Annotated in this window: 19 protein-coding genes; 18 read left to right on the forward strand and 1 reads right to left on the reverse strand. The window is 73.7% G+C overall.

What is annotated here, in order from left to right:
* The first annotated feature begins 40 nt into the window (after positions 1-40).
* From rho to CAE01nite_RS12680, 18 genes are all read left to right on the forward strand, one after another.
* Complete coding sequence (gene rho, locus CAE01nite_RS12595) at positions 41-2,221, forward strand: transcription termination factor Rho (protein WP_371862900.1); 2,181 nt, start codon at positions 41-43, stop codon at positions 2,219-2,221.
* A gap of 169 nt (positions 2,222-2,390) precedes the next feature.
* Positions 2,391-2,633: a 50S ribosomal protein L31 gene (gene rpmE, locus CAE01nite_RS12600; RefSeq protein WP_146904991.1), complete on the forward strand. Its 243-nt coding sequence runs from the start codon at positions 2,391-2,393 to the stop codon at positions 2,631-2,633.
* 154 nt (positions 2,634-2,787) lie between these two features.
* Positions 2,788-3,876 carry a peptide chain release factor 1 gene (prfA, locus tag CAE01nite_RS12605; protein ID WP_146904994.1) on the forward strand — a complete coding sequence of 363 codons (1,089 nt, stop codon included), beginning with the start codon at positions 2,788-2,790 and terminating at the stop codon, positions 3,874-3,876.
* A 1-nt stretch (position 3,877) separates the two neighbouring features.
* Complete coding sequence (gene prmC, locus CAE01nite_RS12610) at positions 3,878-4,816, forward strand: peptide chain release factor N(5)-glutamine methyltransferase (RefSeq protein WP_146904997.1); 939 nt, start codon at positions 3,878-3,880, stop codon at positions 4,814-4,816.
* A complete protein-coding gene (locus CAE01nite_RS12615) occupies positions 4,813-5,475 on the forward strand; it encodes an L-threonylcarbamoyladenylate synthase (protein ID WP_146905000.1) in 663 nt (220 codons plus the stop codon). Before prmC ends, CAE01nite_RS12615 begins: the two co-directional genes overlap by 4 nt.
* Entirely contained in the window at positions 5,472-6,644 is a 1,173-nt protein-coding gene (locus tag CAE01nite_RS12620) for an MraY family glycosyltransferase (protein WP_146905003.1), read from the forward strand. Before CAE01nite_RS12615 ends, CAE01nite_RS12620 begins: the two co-directional genes overlap by 4 nt.
* Positions 6,641-7,159 (forward strand): Cg1360 family ATP-synthase-associated protein, encoded by a 519-nt coding sequence (locus CAE01nite_RS12625; protein WP_307725000.1) that lies wholly within the window; start codon positions 6,641-6,643, stop codon positions 7,157-7,159. Before CAE01nite_RS12620 ends, CAE01nite_RS12625 begins: the two co-directional genes overlap by 4 nt.
* 78 nt (positions 7,160-7,237) lie before the next feature.
* Positions 7,238-8,089 (forward strand): F0F1 ATP synthase subunit A, encoded by an 852-nt coding sequence (gene atpB, locus CAE01nite_RS12630; protein WP_146905006.1) that lies wholly within the window; start codon positions 7,238-7,240, stop codon positions 8,087-8,089.
* A gap of 94 nt (positions 8,090-8,183) precedes the next feature.
* Positions 8,184-8,414, forward strand: coding sequence for an ATP synthase F0 subunit C (atpE, locus tag CAE01nite_RS12635; protein WP_146905009.1), 231 nt, complete (start codon positions 8,184-8,186; stop codon positions 8,412-8,414).
* Positions 8,411-9,004 (forward strand): F0F1 ATP synthase subunit B, encoded by a 594-nt coding sequence (locus CAE01nite_RS12640; protein WP_146905012.1) that lies wholly within the window; start codon positions 8,411-8,413, stop codon positions 9,002-9,004. Before atpE ends, CAE01nite_RS12640 begins: the two co-directional genes overlap by 4 nt.
* Positions 9,004-9,813, forward strand: a complete 810-nt coding sequence (locus CAE01nite_RS12645) for a F0F1 ATP synthase subunit delta (protein WP_146905015.1) — start codon at positions 9,004-9,006, stop codon at positions 9,811-9,813. The genes CAE01nite_RS12640 and CAE01nite_RS12645 overlap by 1 nt, the downstream gene beginning before the upstream one ends.
* Positions 9,814-9,959: 146 nt before the next feature.
* Positions 9,960-11,585, forward strand: a complete 1,626-nt coding sequence (gene atpA / locus CAE01nite_RS12650) for a F0F1 ATP synthase subunit alpha (RefSeq protein WP_146905018.1) — start codon at positions 9,960-9,962, stop codon at positions 11,583-11,585.
* Between the two features lie 3 nt (positions 11,586-11,588).
* The gene (locus CAE01nite_RS12655) at positions 11,589-12,482 is read left to right on the forward strand and encodes a F0F1 ATP synthase subunit gamma (RefSeq protein ID WP_146905021.1); all 894 of its coding nucleotides are present in this window, start codon (positions 11,589-11,591) and stop codon (positions 12,480-12,482) included.
* A 100-nt stretch (positions 12,483-12,582) separates the two neighbouring features.
* Positions 12,583-14,064, forward strand: coding sequence for a F0F1 ATP synthase subunit beta (atpD, locus tag CAE01nite_RS12660; protein WP_146905024.1), 1,482 nt, complete (start codon positions 12,583-12,585; stop codon positions 14,062-14,064).
* A gap of 59 nt (positions 14,065-14,123) precedes the next feature.
* Positions 14,124-14,429, forward strand: a complete 306-nt coding sequence (locus CAE01nite_RS12665; protein WP_146905027.1) for a F0F1 ATP synthase subunit epsilon — start codon at positions 14,124-14,126, stop codon at positions 14,427-14,429.
* A 28-nt stretch (positions 14,430-14,457) separates the two neighbouring features.
* Entirely contained in the window at positions 14,458-14,880 is a 423-nt protein-coding gene (locus CAE01nite_RS12670; RefSeq protein ID WP_246131186.1) for a DUF2550 domain-containing protein, read from the forward strand.
* 97 nt (positions 14,881-14,977) lie between these two features.
* Complete coding sequence (nucS, locus tag CAE01nite_RS12675) at positions 14,978-15,673, forward strand: endonuclease NucS (RefSeq protein ID WP_146905031.1); 696 nt, start codon at positions 14,978-14,980, stop codon at positions 15,671-15,673.
* Between the two features lie 89 nt (positions 15,674-15,762).
* Entirely contained in the window at positions 15,763-17,019 is a 1,257-nt protein-coding gene (locus tag CAE01nite_RS12680) for an N-acetylglucosamine-6-phosphate deacetylase (RefSeq protein WP_146905034.1), read from the forward strand.
* Here the strand turns inward: CAE01nite_RS12680 and CAE01nite_RS12685 are convergent.
* Positions 17,009-18,301: an AGE family epimerase/isomerase gene (locus CAE01nite_RS12685; protein WP_146905037.1), complete on the reverse strand. Its 1,293-nt coding sequence runs from the start codon at positions 18,299-18,301 to the stop codon at positions 17,009-17,011. The genes CAE01nite_RS12680 and CAE01nite_RS12685 overlap by 11 nt on opposite strands.
* Positions 18,302-18,415 lie beyond the last annotated feature (114 nt).

The raw sequence follows: 18,415 nt of genomic DNA on the forward strand, positions 1-18,415 counted from the left end.
GCCTCATGCGAGAGCCGCCGACGAGGGGGAAGGATCCTTCGTGACCGACACCATCGACGCCACCATGAGCAGCGCCGCGCCCGACGCGGCAGCAGCTGGTGGCTCCACCCGGGGCGCTGGCGCGATCTCCGCGATGCGCCTGCCCGAGCTGCAGGCGCTCGCGTCGCAGCTCGGCGTCACCGGGACGTCCAAGATGCGCAAGAGCGACCTCGTGGACGCCATCCGGACCAAGCGCGGCGGCGGGGACGTCCGCACGGCGAGCACCGCGAGCGACGACGCCCCGGCCGCTCCGCAGCGCACCTCGCGCCGGGCCACCCGCCCGGCACGCGCCGCCGACGACGCCGCGACCGCCCCGACCGCAGCCGCGGCAAGCTCGTCCGCCAGCGAGCCCACCGTCGGGTCGACCGGCCGTTCGACCGGCCGTTCGACCGGCCGTTCGACCGGCACGGCTCCGGCCACCCCCGTGCTGACGCTCCCCGCCCCGCTCCCCGCGGAGGCGCCCACCGCGCCGTCCCGCCAGCAGCGCGACGTACAGGACGAGCGCCTGCCGCACATCGACATCGAGCTCCCGCTGCCCGCCGACGAGCGCCGTGACGAGCGCCGTGACGAGCGCCGTGACGACCGCGCCGCCCGGGCCGCCGAGGCCGTCGGCGCCGTGACCGGCGAGCGTCCCGAGCGCGGGTCGCGCCGGTCCGGCCGCGGTGGCGGCACGCCCCGCACGGACGGCGACCTCCTCGACGGCGGCGGCGACCAGGGCGACGACGCCGACGGCCGTCAGCGCGGCCAGTCCACCGGTGGCCCGGCCACGGGCGGGCAGTCCAACGGGCAGTCCAACGGGCAGTCGGCCGGTGGCCAGCCGCAGGGCGACGGCAGCCGGCCGACCCGCCAGGCCGGTCCCGTGACGACCGCCGACGCGGACGACGACGAGCGCGGCGGTCGCCGCCGCCGCAACCGCGACCGCTACCGCGACCGTGACCGCACCAAGCGCGGCGGACGCGGCGTGCGCCCGGGCGGTCCGGAGATCGGCGGCCTCGACGACGTCGAGCTGCTCGACGACGACGTCCTGCTGCCGGTCGCCGGCATCCTGGACATCAAGGACAACTACGCGTTCGTCCGCACGACCGGCTACCTGCCCGGCGACAGCGACGTCTACGTCACGATGGGTCAGGTCAAGAAGGCCGGCCTGCGCAAGGGGGACGCCGTCACCGGCGCCGTCCGGCAGCCGCGTGAGGGCGACCAGCCCAACCTCACCCAGGGCCGCAACAGCAAGTTCAACGCGCTGGTCCGTCTGGACACGGTCAACGGGACGAGCCCCGAGCAGGCGCGTCAGCGCCCGGACTTCGGCAAGCTCACCCCGCTGTACCCGCAGGAGCGCCTGCGCCTGGAGACCGAGCACAACGTCCTGACGACCCGGGTCATCGACCTCGTCGCGCCGATCGGCAAGGGGCAGCGCGGCCTGATCGTCTCCCCGCCGAAGGCCGGCAAGACGCTCGTGCTGCAGGCGATCGCCAACGCGATCACCACGAACAACCCCGAGGTCCACCTCATGGTCGTGCTCGTCGACGAGCGCCCCGAGGAGGTCACGGACATGCAGCGGACCGTGAAGGGCGAGGTCATCGCCTCGACCTTCGACCGTCCGGCCGACGACCACACCACGGTCGCCGAGCTCGCGATCGAGCGCGCGAAGCGCCTGGTCGAGCTCGGGCAGGACGTCGTCGTGCTGCTGGACTCCATCACCCGCCTGGGCCGCGCGTACAACATCGCGGCACCGGCGTCCGGGCGGATCCTGTCCGGTGGTGTCGACTCCAGCGCGCTCTACCCGCCCAAGCGGTTCTTCGGCGCGGCGCGCAACATCGAGAACGGCGGCTCGCTGACCATCCTCGCCACCGCGCTGGTGGAGACGGGGTCCAAGGCCGACGAGGTCATCTTCGAGGAGTTCAAGGGGACCGGGAACATGGAGCTCAAGCTCTCCCGGAACCTGGCCGACAAGCGCATCTTCCCCGCGGTGGACGTCGACGCGTCCGGCACGCGCCGCGAGGAGATCCTCATCCCGGCCGACGAGCTCAAGATCACCTGGAAGCTGCGCCGGGTGATGAGCGCGCTCGACCAGCAGCAGGCCATCGAGCTGCTGCTGTCCAAGCTGCGCGAGACGCACTCCAACGTGGAGTTCCTGCTGCAGGTGCAGAAGACGACACCGAGCGCGTCCGGCCACAACGACTGACCCCGTCGCCCCGGGTGCCGCACGTCACGTCCGGCACCCGGGGCGGACGCGGCGCGCCGGGATGATTTCGGCGCCACCCCGCGTTCTGGCACACTGTTCGGCTGGTCTCCGGTTCACGTGGCTCACGACCGTGATCGCGACCCGGAGACGAACCCCAAGGAGAAGCACCGTGAAGAAGGACATCCACCCGAGCTACGTGGACACGACCGTGACCTGCACCTGCGGGAACACGTTCACCACGCGCTCGACCCAGCCCTCCGGCGAGATCCGCACCGACGTGTGCAGCGCCTGCCACCCGTTCTACACGGGCAAGCAGAAGATCCTCGACACCGGTGGTCGCGTCGCCCGCTTCGAGGCGCGCTACGGCAAGAAGGCCGCCGCCCCGGCCGCGACCGAGACGGCCGCCAACTAGCGACCCCGACGCCGGTGGTCCCAGCAGTCGCCCTCCATGGCGGCGCTGGTGACCACCGGCGTTCGTCGTTCCCGGCCCCCGAGCCGCCCGGCCCGCGCGTCCAGCGGGTCCGTACATGGCTGCCTGCCGGCCACCCCACCCGAGAGGTCCTGCGATGAGCGAGGCGTTCGCGTCCGTCGAGCCGCTGCTGGCCGAGCACGCCGAGATCGAGCGCCGTCTCGCCGACCCCTCGGTGCACGCCGACGCCGGCCGCGCCCGCACGCTGGGCCGCCGGTACGCCGAGCTCGGGCAGGTGGTGGGGGCGTACCGCGCCTGGCGCCAGGCCGCGGACGACCTGGCCGACGTGCTCGAGATCGCCGAGGGTGACGACACCTTCGTCGCGGAGATCGCACCGCTGCGCGCCACCGAGGAGGCCGCCGCCGAGCGGCTGCGCCGCGTGCTCGTCCCGCGTGACCCCGACGACGGGCGCGACGTCATCCTCGAGGTCAAGGCGGGGGAGGGCGGCGAGGAGTCCGCGCTGTTCGCCGGCGACCTGCTGCGCATGTACCTGCGCTACGCCGAGCGCCGCGGCTGGAAGACCGAGCTCATCGAGTCGACCGAGTCGGACCTCGGCGGCTACAAGGACGTCCAGGTCGCGATCAAGGTCAAGGGATCCCTGCAGGACCCGTCCGACGGCGTCTGGGCCAGCCTGAAGTACGAGGCCGGCGTCCACCGCGTCCAGCGCGTCCCGGTCACCGAGTCGCAGGGCCGCATCCACACCTCCGCCGCCGGCGTGCTCGTGCTGCCCGAGGTCGACGACCCGGGCGAGGTGGCGATCGACCCCAACGACCTGCGCATCGACGTCTACCGGTCCTCCGGGCCGGGCGGGCAGTCGGTCAACACGACGGACTCCGCGGTCCGCATCACGCACCTGCCCAGCGGCATCGTCGTGTCGATGCAGAACGAGAAGTCGCAGCTGCAGAACCGCGAGCAGGCGATGCGCGTGCTGCGGGCCCGCCTGCTCGCCGCCCAGGCCGAGGCCGCGTCCGCCGCCGCGTCCGAGGCGCGCCGCTCCCAGGTCCGCACCGTGGACCGCTCCGAGCGGATCCGCACGTACAACTACCCGGAGAACCGGATCGCGGACCACCGCACGGGCTACAAGGCCTACAACCTCGACGCGGTGCTCGACGGCGACCTCGACCCCGTCGTGCGCTCCGCGATCGAGGCCGACGAGGCCGCACGCCTGGCCGCCGCCGGGACCTGACGTGACCACGGCCGCGCTCGGGCCCGCGCTGCGCGAGGCGACGCGCGTGCTCGCCGACGCCGGCGTCCCCTCCCCGCGGGCGGACGCCGAGCTGCTCGCCGCGCACCTGCTCGGCATGACCCGCGGCGAGCTGGGTGCGGCCGTGGTGCTGGGCCGCGCCGCACCGGACGGGCTGGACGAGCTGGTCCGCCGACGCGCCTCCCGGGTGCCGCTGCAGCACCTGGTCGGCACCGCCCCGTTCCGCGGCCTGGAGCTGGCGGTCGGTCCCGGCGTCTTCGTGCCGCGCCCGGAGACGGAGCAGGTCGCCCAGGTCGCGGTCGACGCCGCTGCGCAGACCGTCGCCCGGACCGGCGCCGCGCTCGTCGTCGACCTGTGCACCGGGTCCGGCGCGATCGCGCTCGCCGTCGCGCACGAGGTCCCCCAGGCGCGGGTGCACGCGGTCGAGCTCGACGTGCAGGCGCACGCGTGGGCGGCCCGCAACCTCGCCCGGTCACCCGGCGGTGCGCGCGTCGTGCTGCGGCGCGGCGACGCCCGCACCGCGCTGCGCGAGCTCGACGGGAGCGTCGACGTCGTCGTCTCGAACCCGCCGTACGTCCCGCCGGGCGCGGTGCCCGTGGATCCCGAGGTCGCCGACCACGACCCCGCCGTGGCGCTGTACGGCCTGGGCGCGGACGGGCTGGAGGTGCCGCGCGGGGTGGTGCGCGCCGCGGCGCGGCTGCTGCGTCCCGGCGGGCTGCTCGTCATGGAGCACGCCGAGGTCCAGGCGGTGGCGGCCCGCGAGGTGGTGGACGCCACCGGCGCCTTCACGCCCGCGTGGACCGAGCCGGACCTGACCGGCCGTCCCCGCATGGTCGTCGCCCGCCGCGCCGGGTCGGCCCCCGCCGACGACCGGCACACCGACCCGGGTGCGCGGGCCGACGTGGAACACTCGCCGTCGTGACCCAGCACGACCGAACCCGTGACGTCAGCGACCCGGCCCTGTGGGGCCCCGGCATCGACGAGGCCGTGAACGTCGTCTCCCGGGGCGGTCTGCTCGTGCTCCCGACCGACACCGTCTACGGCATCGGCTGCGACGCGTTCACCCCGCCCGCGGTCGCCGCGCTGCTCGCCGCGAAGGGACGCGGGCGCCAGGCGCCGCCGCCGGTGCTGGTCCCCGACGTCCGGACCCTCGACGGCCTGGCCACGGACGTGCCCGACGTCGTGCGGACGCTGGTGGACGCGTTCTGGCCCGGCGGGCTCACCGTGATCCTGCGGTCGCAGCCGTCGCTCGCGTGGGACCTCGGTGAGACGCACGGGACGGTGGCGCTGCGGATGCCGGACCACCCCGCGGCGCTCGCGCTGCTGCGCCGCACCGGCCCCCTGGCGGTGTCCAGCGCCAACCTCACCGGCCGGCCCGCCGCGCTGACCGCGCAGTCCGCGCTGGAGCAGCTCGGCACGAGCGTGCAGCTCTACCTGGACGCCGGCCCGGTGCCCGGCGGTGTCGCGTCCACGATCGTCGACGCCACCGGGGACACGCTGCGGCTGGTCCGGCTCGGCGCGGTGGGCCTGGACGAGCTGCGCGAGGTGGCGGCCGTCGTCGACCCGGGTGACGACGGGTGAGGGTCTACCTGCTGGTCCTGCTCGTCTCGGCGGCCGTCACCTACCTGCTGACCCCGGTCGCCCGGTGGGCGGCCCTGCGCACCGGAGCCATCACCGCGCTGCGGGACCGCGACGTGCACGCCGTGCCGACGCCACGGCTCGGCGGGGTGGCGATGCTCGGCGGGCTCGCCGTCGCGATGGCGATCGCCAGCCAGATCCCGTTCCTCGAGGGCGTGTTCGAGGACACCCGCCGCGCGTGGGGGATCGTCGTGGCCGCCGCGATGGTGTGCCTGCTCGGCGTGGCCGACGACATCTGGGACCTCGACTGGATGACCAAGCTGGCCGGGCAGTCCCTGGCCGGGGTCTTCCTCGCGTTCCAGGGGGTGCAGCTCTACCAGCTGCCGCTCGGCGGCACCCTGCTGATCGGGTCCGGCCGGCTCTCCCTGTTCCTCACGGTCCTGGCGGTGGTCGTCGCTATGAACGCGGTCAACTTCGTCGACGGGCTGGACGGCCTGGCGGCCGGGGTGATCGCCATCGGCGGGACGGGGTTCTTCGTCTACACCTACCTGCTGTCGCGCGAGGCGAGCCCGACCGACGTCTCCAACCTGGCGACCGTCGTCGTCGCCGCCCTGGTCGGGGCGTGCCTGGGCTTCCTGCCGCACAACTTCTACCCGGCCCGCATCTTCATGGGCGACTCGGGCTCGATGCTCATCGGGCTCGTGATCGCCGCGGCCGCGATCATCGTCACCGGCCAGATCGACCTGGAGCTGGCGCCGAACCGCCAGACGATCCCGGCGTTCCTGCCGATCCTGCTGCCCATCGCGGTGCTGCTGCTGCCGCTGCTGGACATGGGCCTGGCGGTCATCCGCCGGGTGGTCGCCGGGCGCTCCCCGTTCCACCCCGACCGACTGCACCTGCACCACCGGCTGCTCGAGCTCGGTCACTCCCACCGCCGTGCGGTGGTCATCATGTACGTGTGGACCGCGGTGTTCGCGTTCGGGACGGCGGCACTGGTCACCCTCCCGACGACCACCGTGCTGTGGGTGCTCGCCGGTGCGAGCGTCGTGGCCGCGCTGCTCACCCTCGGGCCGCTGCGCGGACGCGTGCGTCCCGCGGACACGCCCGCCGACCGCCCTGCCGACCGCCTCGCCGACCTGCCGACCGACCTCCCCGAAGGGACCCGTCCGTGACCGACACCCCGCCCGTCCCCGAGCTCGGCCGAGAGCCGGTCCCGGCCCCCGGCCACGACGCAGGGCCCGGCCGGTCGCACGACGCCGTCACGTCGGTGTTCCGCACCGCGCTGCGCGACATGCTCGTGCTCCTCGGTGCCCTGGCCGTGCTCGGCATCGGGCTGGGCTACGCGGTCGCCGGGATGCCCGGGGTGTGGGGCGCCCTGATCGGCATCGGGCTCGCGCTGCTCTTCTCCGGCACGACGGTCGCGTCCATGCTGCTCACCGCCCGGGCCCCGGCGACGACGATGGCCGCCGTCGTCATGGGCGCCTGGCTCGCCAAGGTCGTCGTCCTCATCGCGGTGCTCGCCCTCATCCGGGACGAGGACTTCTACCACCGCGGCGTGCTCGCGGCCGTGCTGTTCGCCGGGGTGATCGGCTCGGCGCTGCTGGACTACCGGGCCGTGCGGGTGGGGCGCGTCCCGTACGTCACCCCCTCCGGCGACGCGGCCACGGGCGGCGTCCGGGAGGGCTGAGCAGGGCGGGAGCAGTGGCCCGCATGCGTTACGCTCTCCCCGATCCATGAAGGCAGGCCCGACGGCGCGCGTGCGCGCATGCGACCGTCCCGGAGCCACGACCACCGGGAGCACCCCCTGTCCAGCCTTGCGACGATCCTGCCGTTCGCCACGAGCGAGGGCGAGGGTTTCCACGCCCCCACGATCGCCGACTTCTTCCCGGCTCCTGTCCTGTTCGAGGGATCGTTCCTCGAGGTCAACCGCCTGCAGATCGTCCGCCTGATCGCCGCGCTCGCCCTCGTGATCTTCATGGTCCTCGTGGCGCGCCGTGCCCGCCTCGTCCCCGGACGCAGCCAGAACGTCGTGGAGCTCCTGCTCGACTTCGTCCGGGTGAACGTGGCCCAGGAGATCCTCGGCAAGGAGCGGGCGCGCAAGTACGTGCCGCTGCTGACGACGCTGTTCTTCGCGATCCTCGCGTTCAACCTGACCGGCGTCGTCCCGCTGCTGAACATCGCGGGGACGTCGCTGATCGGGCTGCCGCTGATGCTGGCCCTGTGGGTCTACGTGATGTACCTCGGCGCCGGGATCCGCGCGCAGGGCCTGGGCGGGTTCCTCAGGTCGAACCTGTTCCCGCCCGGCGTCCCGGTGTTCATGTACGTCCTGCTGACGCCGATCGAGTTCCTCACCGTGTTCGTGCTGCGGCCGGCCACGCTGGCGCTGCGACTCATGGCCAACATGGTCGCCGGCCACCTCATGCTCGTGCTGACCTTCTCCGCCACGCAGTTCTTCCTCCTCGAGGCCAGCGGCGCCATGAAGGTGTTCGGCGCGCTGACCCTCGTCAGCGGCATCGCCCTGACGCTCTTCGAGGTCTTCGTGGCAGCGCTCCAGGCGTACATCTTCGTGGTCCTGACCGCGGTGTACCTCAACCTCTCCGTCGAAGCGGAGCACTGACCCAGCACACGGGAGCACCGGGCCTCATCGGCCTGTGCTCGCACGAGACGCCCGGCCGGTCTGGCCGGGCGCCCTACGGAAGGAACGAGAGATCGTGGACACCACCATTCTGGCCGAGGTCAACGGCAACGTCGCGACCATCGGCTACGGCCTCGCCGTGATCGGCCCGGGTATCGGTCTGGGCATCCTCATCGGCAAGACCATCGAGGGCATCGCGCGCCAGCCCGAGGTGGCCGGCCAGCTGCGCACCACGATGTTCATCGGTATCGGCTTCGTCGAGGTGCTCGGTCTGCTCGGTCTGATCACCGGCTTCCTGTTCTCATGAGCACGGCGGTCGCGGCCGCCCTCGTGGCGGCCGTCGAGGAGGACCACGCCGAGGCGGCCGAGGGCATCGACCTGCTGATCCCGGCGATCTACGACATCGTCTGGTCGATCGTCGTGCTGGCGATCATCGCCTTCGCGTTCTACCGGTTCGTGCTGCCCAAGTTCCGTGCGGTGCTCGACGAGCGCACCGACCTGATCCAGGGCGGCATCAAGAAGGCCGAGAGCGCGCAGGCGGAGGCGCAGGCGGCGCTCGAGCGCAACCACGCCGAGCTGGCCGAGGCCCGCGCCGAGGCGGCCCGCATCCGCGAGGAGGCGCGCACCGAGGGTGCGGCCATCGTCGCGGAGCACCGTCAGCGGGCGACCGTCGAGGCCGAGCGCATCCTCGACACCGCGCACAAGCAGATCGAGGCCGAGCGTCAGCAGGCGTCGGTCCAGCTGCGCGCCGAGGTGGGCACGCTGGCCACCGAGCTGGCGTCCCGGATCGTCGGCGAGTCGCTGCAGGACGAGGCCCGCCAGTCCCGGGTCGTGGACCGCTTCCTCGACGAGCTCGCCGCGGAGCCCAGCAGGGCGAACGCCGGCACGGTGCAGTGATGCGCGGGACGAGTCGCGGGTCGCTGCAGGGCGTCGCGGACCGGTTCGAGCCGGTGCTGGTGGCAGCCGGCACGGACGCCGCCGGGCTGGGGGAGGAGATGTTCTCCTTCGTCGACGCGCTCGAGAGCTCCGGCTCGCTGCGGCGCACGCTGACGGACCCGTCCCTCCCGGGCGAGGCGAAGGCCGGTCTGGTGCGCAGCCTCTTGCGGGGGGCGCGTGGGCCCGTGGCCGACGTCGTCGCGGACCTCGTCTCGCAGCGCTGGTCGTCCGAGCACGACCTCACCGAGGGCATCGAGGAGCTTGGCCTCTGGGCGCTGCTCGCGTCGGCGGACGCCGCCGGCGAGCTCGAGCGCGTCGAGGAGGAGCTCTTCCAGCTCACCCGCGCCCTGGTCAGCGAGCGGGCCGTGCGTCAGGCCCTCGCGGACACCACCGCGTCGTCGGAGCGGCGGGCCGCCCTCGTCGACCAGATCCTGGGCGCCGGTGCGGCCGACGGGACGCGCCGCGTGGCCCGCCGGGCCGCGGTGTCCGACCGTCGCCGCTTCGTCGAGACGCTGACCCACGTCGGCGACCTCGCCGCGGCGCGTCGTCGTCGCCTGGTGGCGTCGGTGACCTCGCGCACCGAGCTGACCCCCGCTCAGCGCGACCGCCTCGCGTCGATCCTGGAGGGGGCGTACGGCACGCAGGTCCAGGTCAACGTGTCCGTGGACCCGGCGGTGCTCGGCGGTCTGCGGGTGCAGGTGGGCGCCGACGTCGTGGACGCGACCGTGCTGTCCCGGCTGGACGACGCCCGCCGTCGTCTCGCCGGCTAGACCAGCCGGTCACGGCCCTCCCGGCCGGTGGACGACCGGCCGGCGACCCTCCGGGCCGCCCGCGGTCGGCCGCACCCAGCACCGCACCGCATCATTGGACGTGAACGACCGCACACCGAACGTGCAGTCACGACAGGAGACAAGCAATGGCTGAGCTGACGATCCGCTCCGAGGACATCAGGGCCGCCCTCGACAGCTTCGTGAGGTCCTACGAGCCCAAGGGCGCGGTGACCGAGGAGATCGGTCGCGTCGTCCTGGCGGGCGACGGCATCGCGCAGGTCGAGGGCCTCCCGGGCGCGATGGCCAACGAGCTGCTGCGCTTCGAGGACGGCACGCTCGGCCTGGCGCTGAGCCTGGACGTGCGCACGATCGGTGTCGTGGTGCTCGGCGAGTTCACCGGCATCGAGGAGGGCCAGGAGGTCCGCCGGACCGGCGAGGTGCTGTCCGTCCCGGTCGGCGACGGCTACCTGGGCCGCGTCGTGGACCCGCTGGGCGAGCCGATCGACGGCCTCGGCGAGGTCGCCACGTCAGGACGTCGTGCCCTGGAGCTCCAGGCCCCCGGCGTCATGATGCGCAAGAGCGTGCACGAGCCGCTGCAGACCGGCCTGAAGGCCATCGACGCGATGATCCCGATCGGTCGCGGCCAGCGCCAGCTCCTGATCGGTGACCGCCAGACCGGCAAGACGGCGATCGTGATCGACACGATCATCAACCAGAAGGCGAACTGGGAGTCCGGCGACCCCAACAAGCAGGTCCGCTGCATCTACGTCGCGATCGGTCAGAAGGGCTCGACCATCGCCGCCGTCCGCAGCGCCCTGGAGAGCGCGGGCGCTCTGGAGTACACGACGATCGTCGCGGCCCCCGCCTCGGACCCGGCCGGGTTCAAGTACCTCGCGCCGTACACCGGCTCGGCCATCGGCCAGCAGTGGATGTACGAGGGCAAGCACGTCCTGATCGTCTTCGACGACCTGTCGAAGCAGGCCGAGGCCTACCGCGCCGTGTCGCTGCTGCTGCGGCGTCCGCCGGGCCGTGAGGCCTACCCGGGTGACGTCTTCTACCTGCACTCCCGCCTGCTCGAGCGCTGTGCGAAGCTCTCTGACGAGCTGGGCGGCGGCTCGATGACCGGCCTGCCGATGATCGAGACCAAGGCCAACGACGTCTCGGCCTACATCCCGACCAACGTCATCTCCATCACCGACGGGCAGATCTTCCTGCAGTCGGACCTGTTCAACGCGAACCAGCGTCCCGCGGTCGACGTCGGCATCTCGGTGTCCCGCGTCGGTGGCTCGGCGCAGGTCAAGGCGATGAAGGCGGTCTCCGGCACGCTGAAGCTCGACCTGGCGCAGTTCCGGTCGCTCGAGGCGTTCGCGATGTTCGCCTCCGACCTGGACCCGGCCTCGCGTGCCCAGCTGACCCGGGGCGCCCGCCTGATGGAGCTGCTCAAGCAGCCGCAGTACACGCCGTACCCGGTCGAGGACCAGGTCGCGTCCATCTGGGCCGGCACGAAGGGCAAGCTGGACGACGTCCCGCTGGAGGACGTGAGCCGGTTCGAGCGCGAGCTGCTGGACCACCTGCGCCGCCACACCGAGGTCCTGACGACGATCGCCTCCTCCGGCAAGCTGGAGAAGGAGACCGAGCAGGCCCTGGAGGCGGCGGTCGAGCAGTTCCGTCGCGGCTTCCTGGTGGGCGACGGCTCGCCGCTCATCGGCGGGACCGACGCGGAGGCCGTCCCGGTCGAGCAGGAGCAGATCGTCCGGCAGAAGCGAGGCTGACGCGTGGCGGTCTCCCAGCGCGTCTACCGGCAGCGGATCCGGTCGACCCAGTCGCTCAAGAAGATCTTCCGCGCGATGGAGCTCATCGCGGCGTCGCGCATCGCGAAGGCACGCGGGCGGGTGACGGCGGCGACGCCGTACACCGCTGCGCTGACCCGCGCGGTGTCGGCCGTGGCCACGCACTCGGACGTGTCGCACCCGCTCACCACCGAGCGGACCGACACGAACCGGGTCGCGGTCCTGGTGGCGACCGCCGACCGCGGCATGGCCGGCGCCTACTCGGCCGGTGTGCTGCGGGCGGGGGAGCGGCTGATCGAGGACCTGCGCGCCGAGGGCAAGGACGTCGTCCTGTACGCGGTCGGCCGCCGGGCCGTGTCGTACTACGCGTTCCGTGGCCGGGAGGTCGCGGGCAGCTGGACCGGCGGCTCGGACGCGCCGACCTACGAGGTCGCGACCGAGATCGCCGACACGCTGCTGGACGCCTTCGGGGCCCCGGTCGAGGCCGGTGGCGTCGCCGAGCTGCACGTGGTCTACACGCAGTTCGTCAGCATGGTCAGCCAGGTGCCGCGGGTCATCCGGATGCTGCCGCTCGAGGTCGTCGAGGGCGTGGCACCCGCCGAGGGCACCCGGGCGCAGCCGCTGTACGAGTTCGAGCCGTCCCCCGAGGCCGTCCTGGACGCGATGCTCCCGCAGTACATCCGCAGCCGGATCTACACCTGCCTGCTGCAGGCGGCGGCCTCCGAGCTCGCCGCCCGCCAGCGCGCCATGCAGACGGCGACCGACAACGCCGAGGAGCTGATCCGCACCTACACGCGGCAGGCCAACCAGGCGCGCCAGGCCGAGATCACCCAGGAGATCAGCGAGATCGTCTCCGGCGCCGACGCGCTGGCCTCCTGACACCGCTGCGCAGCCGCGACGGGGCCACCCCGCAGCAGCCACCTCAGCTTTTTCCGCACACACCGACGGGGCCTGACGGGTCCAGCGAAGCGAGAGATCAATGACTGCCACCGTTACCGACACCGCCACCTCCTCGGCGGGCCAGCCCGCCGTGGGCCGGGTCGCCCGGGTCATCGGCCCCGTCGTGGACATCGAGTTCCCGGCGGACGCCATCCCGGAGATCTACAACGCGCTCACGGTCGACATCGACCTGGCCACGCGCGGCGAGGGCCAGGGCACGCTGACCATGACGCTCGAGGTCGCCCAGCACCTCGGCGACTCCCTCGTCCGCGCGGTGGCCCTCAAGCCGACCGACGGCCTGGTGCGCGGCGCGATCGTCACCGACACCGGCAAGCCGATCAGCGTCCCGGTCGGCGACATCACCAAGGGCCACGTCTTCGACGTGACCGGTGAGGTGCTCAACCTCAAGGAGGGTGAGCGCTTCGAGGTGACCGAGCGCTGGCCCATCCACCGCAAGGCCCCGAACTTCGACCAGCTCGAGGCCAAGACGGAGATGTTCGAGACCGGCATCAAGGTCATCGACCTGCTGACGCCGTACGTCCAGGGCGGGAAGATCGGTCTGTTCGGTGGTGCCGGCGTCGGCAAGACCGTCCTGATCCAGGAGATGATCTACCGCGTCGCCAACAACCACAACGGTGTGTCGGTGTTCGCCGGCGTCGGCGAGCGCACCCGTGAGGGCAACGACCTCATCGAGGAGATGACCGAGTCCGGCGTCATCAACCAGACGGCCCTGGTCTTCGGCCAGATGGACGAGCCGCCGGGCACCCGCCTGCGCGTGGCGCTGTCCGCCCTGACGATGGCGGAGTACTTCCGCGACGTGCAGAAGCAGGACGTGCTGCTCTTCATCGACAACATCTTCCGGTTCACGCAGGCCGGGTCCGAGGTCTCCACGCTGCTCGGCCGCATGCCGTCCGCGGTCGGCTACCAGCCGAACCTCGCCGACGAGATGGGCCAGCTGCAGGAGCGCATCACCTCCACGCGTGGTCACTCGATCACGTCGCTGCAGGCGATCTACGTCCCGGCCGACGACTACACCGACCCGGCGCCCGCGACGACGTTCGCGCACCTGGACGCGACGACCGAGCTCTCCCGCGAGATCGCCTCGCGCGGTCTGTACCCGGCCGTCGACCCGCTGGCGTCGACGTCGCGCATCCTCGACCCGCGCTACGTGGGCCAGGCGCACTACGACACGGCGACCCGCGTGAAGGGGATCCTGCAGCGCAACAAGGAGCTCCAGGACATCATCGCGATCCTCGGTGTCGACGAGCTGTCCGAGGAGGACAAGACCGTCGTCGGCCGTGCCCGTCGCATCCAGCAGTTCCTCTCGCAGAACACCTACATGGCCGAGCAGTTCACCTCGGTCCCCGGCTCCACGGTCCCGATGTCGGAGACCGTCGAGGCGTTCTCCAAGATCGCGGACGGCGAGTTCGACCACATCTCGGAGCAGGCGTTCTTCAACATCGGCGGGCTCGAGGACCTCGAGCGCAACTGGGCGCGGATCCAGAAGGAGTACGGGCTCTGAGGCCCGGCGCCCGCGCCCGTCCCTGATCGACCGCACCGCAACGCACGCAAGGAGCACCCGTGGCACACCTGGATGTCGACGTCGTCGCCGCCGACCGCACGATCTGGTCGGGCGAGGCGCGCATGGTCAGCGCCCCCTCCGTCGAGGGCGACGTCGGCATCCTGCCCGGCCACACGCCGATGCTGGCGGTGCTGCGGCCCGGGACGGTGCGCATCACCCCGGCGTCCGGCGGCGAGGTGGTCCGTGCGACCGTCGAGGCCGGGTTCCTCTCCGTCGACGGCGACCGCGTCACGGTCGTGACGGACTCGGCGCCGACCGGTGACCGGGCCGCCACGCCGGCCGGCACCGGACCCGCCGGGCACTGACGCACGCGGCACGGGGGCAGGGCCTGGGGTGAGCGGGACCGTGGTCGCCGCCGCGCTCGGCGCGGTCGTGGCTGTGTTCGTCGTCGTCGTGCTGCTCGGGGCGTCCCGGCTGCGGACGCTGTCCGGGCGGGTCGGGTCCTTCCTGTGCTCGGGCCGCCGCGCCCAGCCCGGTGCCCCGTGGAACGCCGGGATCGCGCACTACGGGGCGGGGCGGATCGACTGGTGGCGCTCGTGGTCGCTCGCGCCCCGGCCGGCCCGCAGCTGGCGGCGCGAGGACATCGAGGTCGTCAGCCGGGCGCCCGTGGCCGGGTCGACGGACCCGGACCTGGTGCTCGTGCGGTGCCGTCACCGGGGCACGGACTACGAGGTGACGATGTCCCGCGACGCCCTGGCAGGCCTGACGGCCTGGCTCGAGGCCGCCCCGCCGACCGACTTCTCCCGGGTCATCTGACCCGACCCCCGGTCCGCCGGTCGCCCCCGTGCCCGCGGCCTCCCAGTCCCGACCCGTCGCCGTCGTGCGTGCCACGACGTGGAAGGACCCCCCGCCCGTGCGCCTCGTGATCGCCCGCTGCTCGGCCGACTACTCCGGGCGGCTCAACGCGCACCTGCCGCTGGCGACCCGGCTGGTGCTCGTCAAGGCCGACGGCAGCGTCCTGCTGCACTCAGACGGCGGGTCCTACAAGCCGCTGAACTGGATGAGCCCGCCGTGCACGCTCGCGGTCACCGAGCCGGACGACGAGGCGCGCGGCCGCGGCGTCGAGGAGGTCTGGTCCGTCCAGCACGCCAAGAGCGACGACCGTCTCGTCATCGAGCTGCACGAGGTGCTGCACGACAGCGCGCACGAGCTCGGCGTGGACCCCGGGCTCGTCAAGGACGGCGTCGAGGCGCACCTGCAGGTCATGCTGGCGGCGCAGATCGAGCTGCTGGGGACGGGGCACTCGCTCGTGCGGCGGGAGTTCCCGACGGCCATCGGCCCGGTGGACATCCTGGCGCGGGACGCGTCCGGCGGGACCGTCGCCGTGGAGATCAAGCGGCGGGGGGACATCGACGGCGTCGAGCAGCTGACCCGGTACCTCGAGCTGCTCAACCGCGACCCGCACCTGGCGCCCGTGCGCGGCATCTTCGCCGCCCAGGAGATCAAGCCGCAGGCCCGGGTGCTCGCCCAGGACCGCGGGATCGCGTGCCTCGTCCTGGACTACGACGCAATGCGCGGCCACGACGACGTGGGCTCCCGCCTGTTCTGAGGCGGTCCAGCCGGCGGCACGGTCGGGCGGGGAGCGGCGCGGCACCGACCGTGCCCGGGCGACGTCCGCCCAGCGGCCATGATGGGCGCATGACCACCCCCCCGACCCCCTCGGTCTCCCCGGCCACCCTCGTCCTGCGTGGGCGCGTGGTGACGCCCGACGGCGTGCTGCCCGACGGCGCGGTCGTCGTCGAGGGTGACCGGCTGACCTGGGTCGGGCCGGTCGAGACGGCCACGGCTCCGCCGGCTCTGGCGGCGGCGGTCCGCGCGGCGCCCGTCCCGCCGCCGGGCACGACCCTGCTGCCGGGGCTGGTGGACCTGCACAACCACGGCGGAGGCGGCGCGTCGTTCCCCGACGCGGCCACGGCCGACGACGCCCGCCGTGCGATCGCCGAGCACCTGGCGCACGGGACCACCTCCTTGGTCGCCTCCCTGGTCACCGCCGACCGCGACACCCTGCTGTCCCGGACCGCGGTGCTCGCGGGCCTCGCCGACGCCGGTGAGCTGGCCGGCATCCACCTGGAGGGCCCGTTCCTGTCGCCGGCCCGCTGCGGGGCGCAGAACCCGGGCGACATGCTCGCCGGCGACCCGGACCTCGTCCGCGCCGTCGCGGACGCGGCCCGCGGGCACCTGGTCACGATGACCGTCGCCCCGGAGATCGCCGGTGTCGCGGGCGCGGGCGGCGTGATCGAGGCCCTCGCGGCAGCGGGTGCGGTCCCGTCGATCGGTCACACCGACGCGTCCGCGCCCGTGGTGGACGACGCCGTCCGCGTCGCCCGCGCGGCGCTGGCCCGTCCGGGCGCCCGGTCCGCCCGACCGACCGCCACCCACCTGTTCAACGGCATGCGGCCGCTGCACCACCGTGACCCGGGGCCGGTCGCGGCGTGCCTGGCCGCCGCGGCGCGCGGGGAGCTCGTCGTGGAGCTGATCGCCGACGGCACGCACCTGGACGGCGGGACCGTCGCCGCGGTGTTCGACCTCGTCGGCCCGGACGCGATCGCCCTGGTTACCGACGCGATGGCCGCCGCCGGCATGCCGGACGGCACCTACGACCTCGGGCCCATGCGGGTGCGGGTCGCGGCCGGCGTCGCCCGGCTCGCCGACGGCGACGCGATCGCCGGGGGGACCGGGCACCTGCTCGACGTCGTGGCGTCCGCGGTCCGTGCCGGCGTGCCGCTCGCGGCGGCGGTGCGCGCGGCGAGCCGGACGCCCGCACGGGTGCTCGGCCGGCCGGACCTCGGTGCCCTGGAGGCCGGGCGCCGCGCCGACGTCGTCGTCACCGACGGCGCCCTGGCCCCGCTCGGGGTCTTGCGCGCCGGGGAGTGGGTGGTCCCGCTCAGCGCCTGACGGCCCGCAGACCGTCCCGCACGGCGACCGCCAGGCCGGGCGACAGCGGGAGGGCCGGCAGCAGCGCCGCCTGGAAGGCGTGGTAGAGGTCCGGCTTGCCGGCCCACACCGTCGCGGTGGGGCTGTTCGACGGGTCGAGCTCGTGGTGCCAGGAGCCGTTCACGTGGTCCAGGAGGTGCTCGGCCGCGTAGTCCCACCAGCGCTCGTAGTCCTCGGCGTAGCCGTGGTCCCCGGTCGCCTGGTGCAGCGCGGCCGCGGCACCGATGGCCTCGGCGGTGACCCAGTGCATGCGGGTGCGCACCACCGGGGTGCCGTCCCAGTCGGTCGTGTAGACGAAGCCGGGCTCGCCGTCGGCGGCCCAGCCGTCCCGCACCGCGCGGTCGTACAGCGCCGCCGCGGCAGCGACGAGGTCAGGGTCGCCCGGCGCGGCGTCCGTCCCGGTGCCGCCGCCCGCGGTCGTGCCCGCTGTCGCGTCGGGAGCCGCACCGGCGAGCGTCGCATCGACCTGCAGCAGCAGGCGCGACCACTCCAGCCCGTGCCCCGGCGTCGCGCCGTAGGGCTTGAACTGGTCGTCGGGGCGGTCGCGGTTCAGCTCGGGCTGCGGCGCCCAGGCGGCGTCGAAGTGCTCCGGGATCCGCCAGTCGCCGTCGCGCGCCCACCGCACGACCCGCCCGGCGATGGTGGCCGCGCGGTGCGCCCACCGCGGGTCCCCGGTGGCGTCGGTGGCCGCGAGCAGCGCCTCGACGGAGTGCATGTTGGCGTTGACCCCGCGGTAGGGGTCCTTGCGGGTCCAGGCGCCGTCCCACTCGTCGGCGTGCATCCCGGCGTCGGGCTCCCAGAACCGCTCGGACAGCACGGCCAGCGCGTCGGCCAGCAGCTCGGGCGCGCCGTCGAGCGCGGCCACCGTCCCGGTCGAGGCCGCCAGCACGACGAAGGCGTGCGCGTACGCGCTCTTCGTCGTGTCCGGCGTGCCGTCGGGGCCCACGGAGGCGTACCAGCCGCCGTGGTCGTCGTCGTGCAGGCGGGTGCGCAGGGCGGTGATCGCCCGCTGGGCCGGCGGCCTCGTGCCCGGCACGCCGAGCAGGGCCCCGAGCGCGAAGACGTGGGCGCTGCGCCCGGTGAGCCAGGTGAAGACGGGCTGGGAGGCGTCCACCGACCCGTCGTCGGCGAGCCACCGCCCGCCGGACTCGTCCGGCACGGTGCCGCGTCCGAACTCGAGGAGCCCGCGCGCGTGCGCCTCCAGCCAGTGCAGGTGGGTGGGGCGGTCGGTCCAGGGGATCACGCCGGTGCCTTCCGTCGTCGGGCGGCCGGCAGGCGGGCGCCTCGTCCGGTCCCCGGGAGGCTCGGCAGGCGCCGCAGCCGGTGTGTCGGCCCACCGTAGCGAGCGGGTGTCGGC

It is taken from the genome of Cellulomonas aerilata (genome assembly GCF_007991755.1).
GTDB classification, from domain to species: Bacteria; Actinomycetota; Actinomycetes; order Actinomycetales; family Cellulomonadaceae; genus Pengzhenrongella; species Pengzhenrongella aerilata.

What these genes read in the sequence shown, in the direction of transcription:
- atpD (WP_146905024.1), top strand. Translation starts at nt 12,583, where the DNA reads ATGACTGCCACCGTTACCGACACCGCCACCTCCTCGGCGGGCCAGCCC.
- atpA (WP_146905018.1), top strand. Translation starts at nt 9,960, where the DNA reads ATGGCTGAGCTGACGATCCGCTCCGAGGACATCAGGGCCGCCCTCGAC.
- CAE01nite_RS12640 (WP_146905012.1), top strand. Translation starts at nt 8,411, where the DNA reads ATGAGCACGGCGGTCGCGGCCGCCCTCGTGGCGGCCGTCGAGGAGGAC.
- prfA (WP_146904994.1), top strand. Translation starts at nt 2,788, where the DNA reads ATGAGCGAGGCGTTCGCGTCCGTCGAGCCGCTGCTGGCCGAGCACGCC.
- atpB (WP_146905006.1), top strand. Translation starts at nt 7,238, where the DNA reads ATGCGACCGTCCCGGAGCCACGACCACCGGGAGCACCCCCTGTCCAGC.
- CAE01nite_RS12645 (WP_146905015.1), top strand. Translation starts at nt 9,004, where the DNA reads ATGCGCGGGACGAGTCGCGGGTCGCTGCAGGGCGTCGCGGACCGGTTC.
- CAE01nite_RS12680 (WP_146905034.1), top strand. Translation starts at nt 15,763, where the DNA reads ATGACCACCCCCCCGACCCCCTCGGTCTCCCCGGCCACCCTCGTCCTG.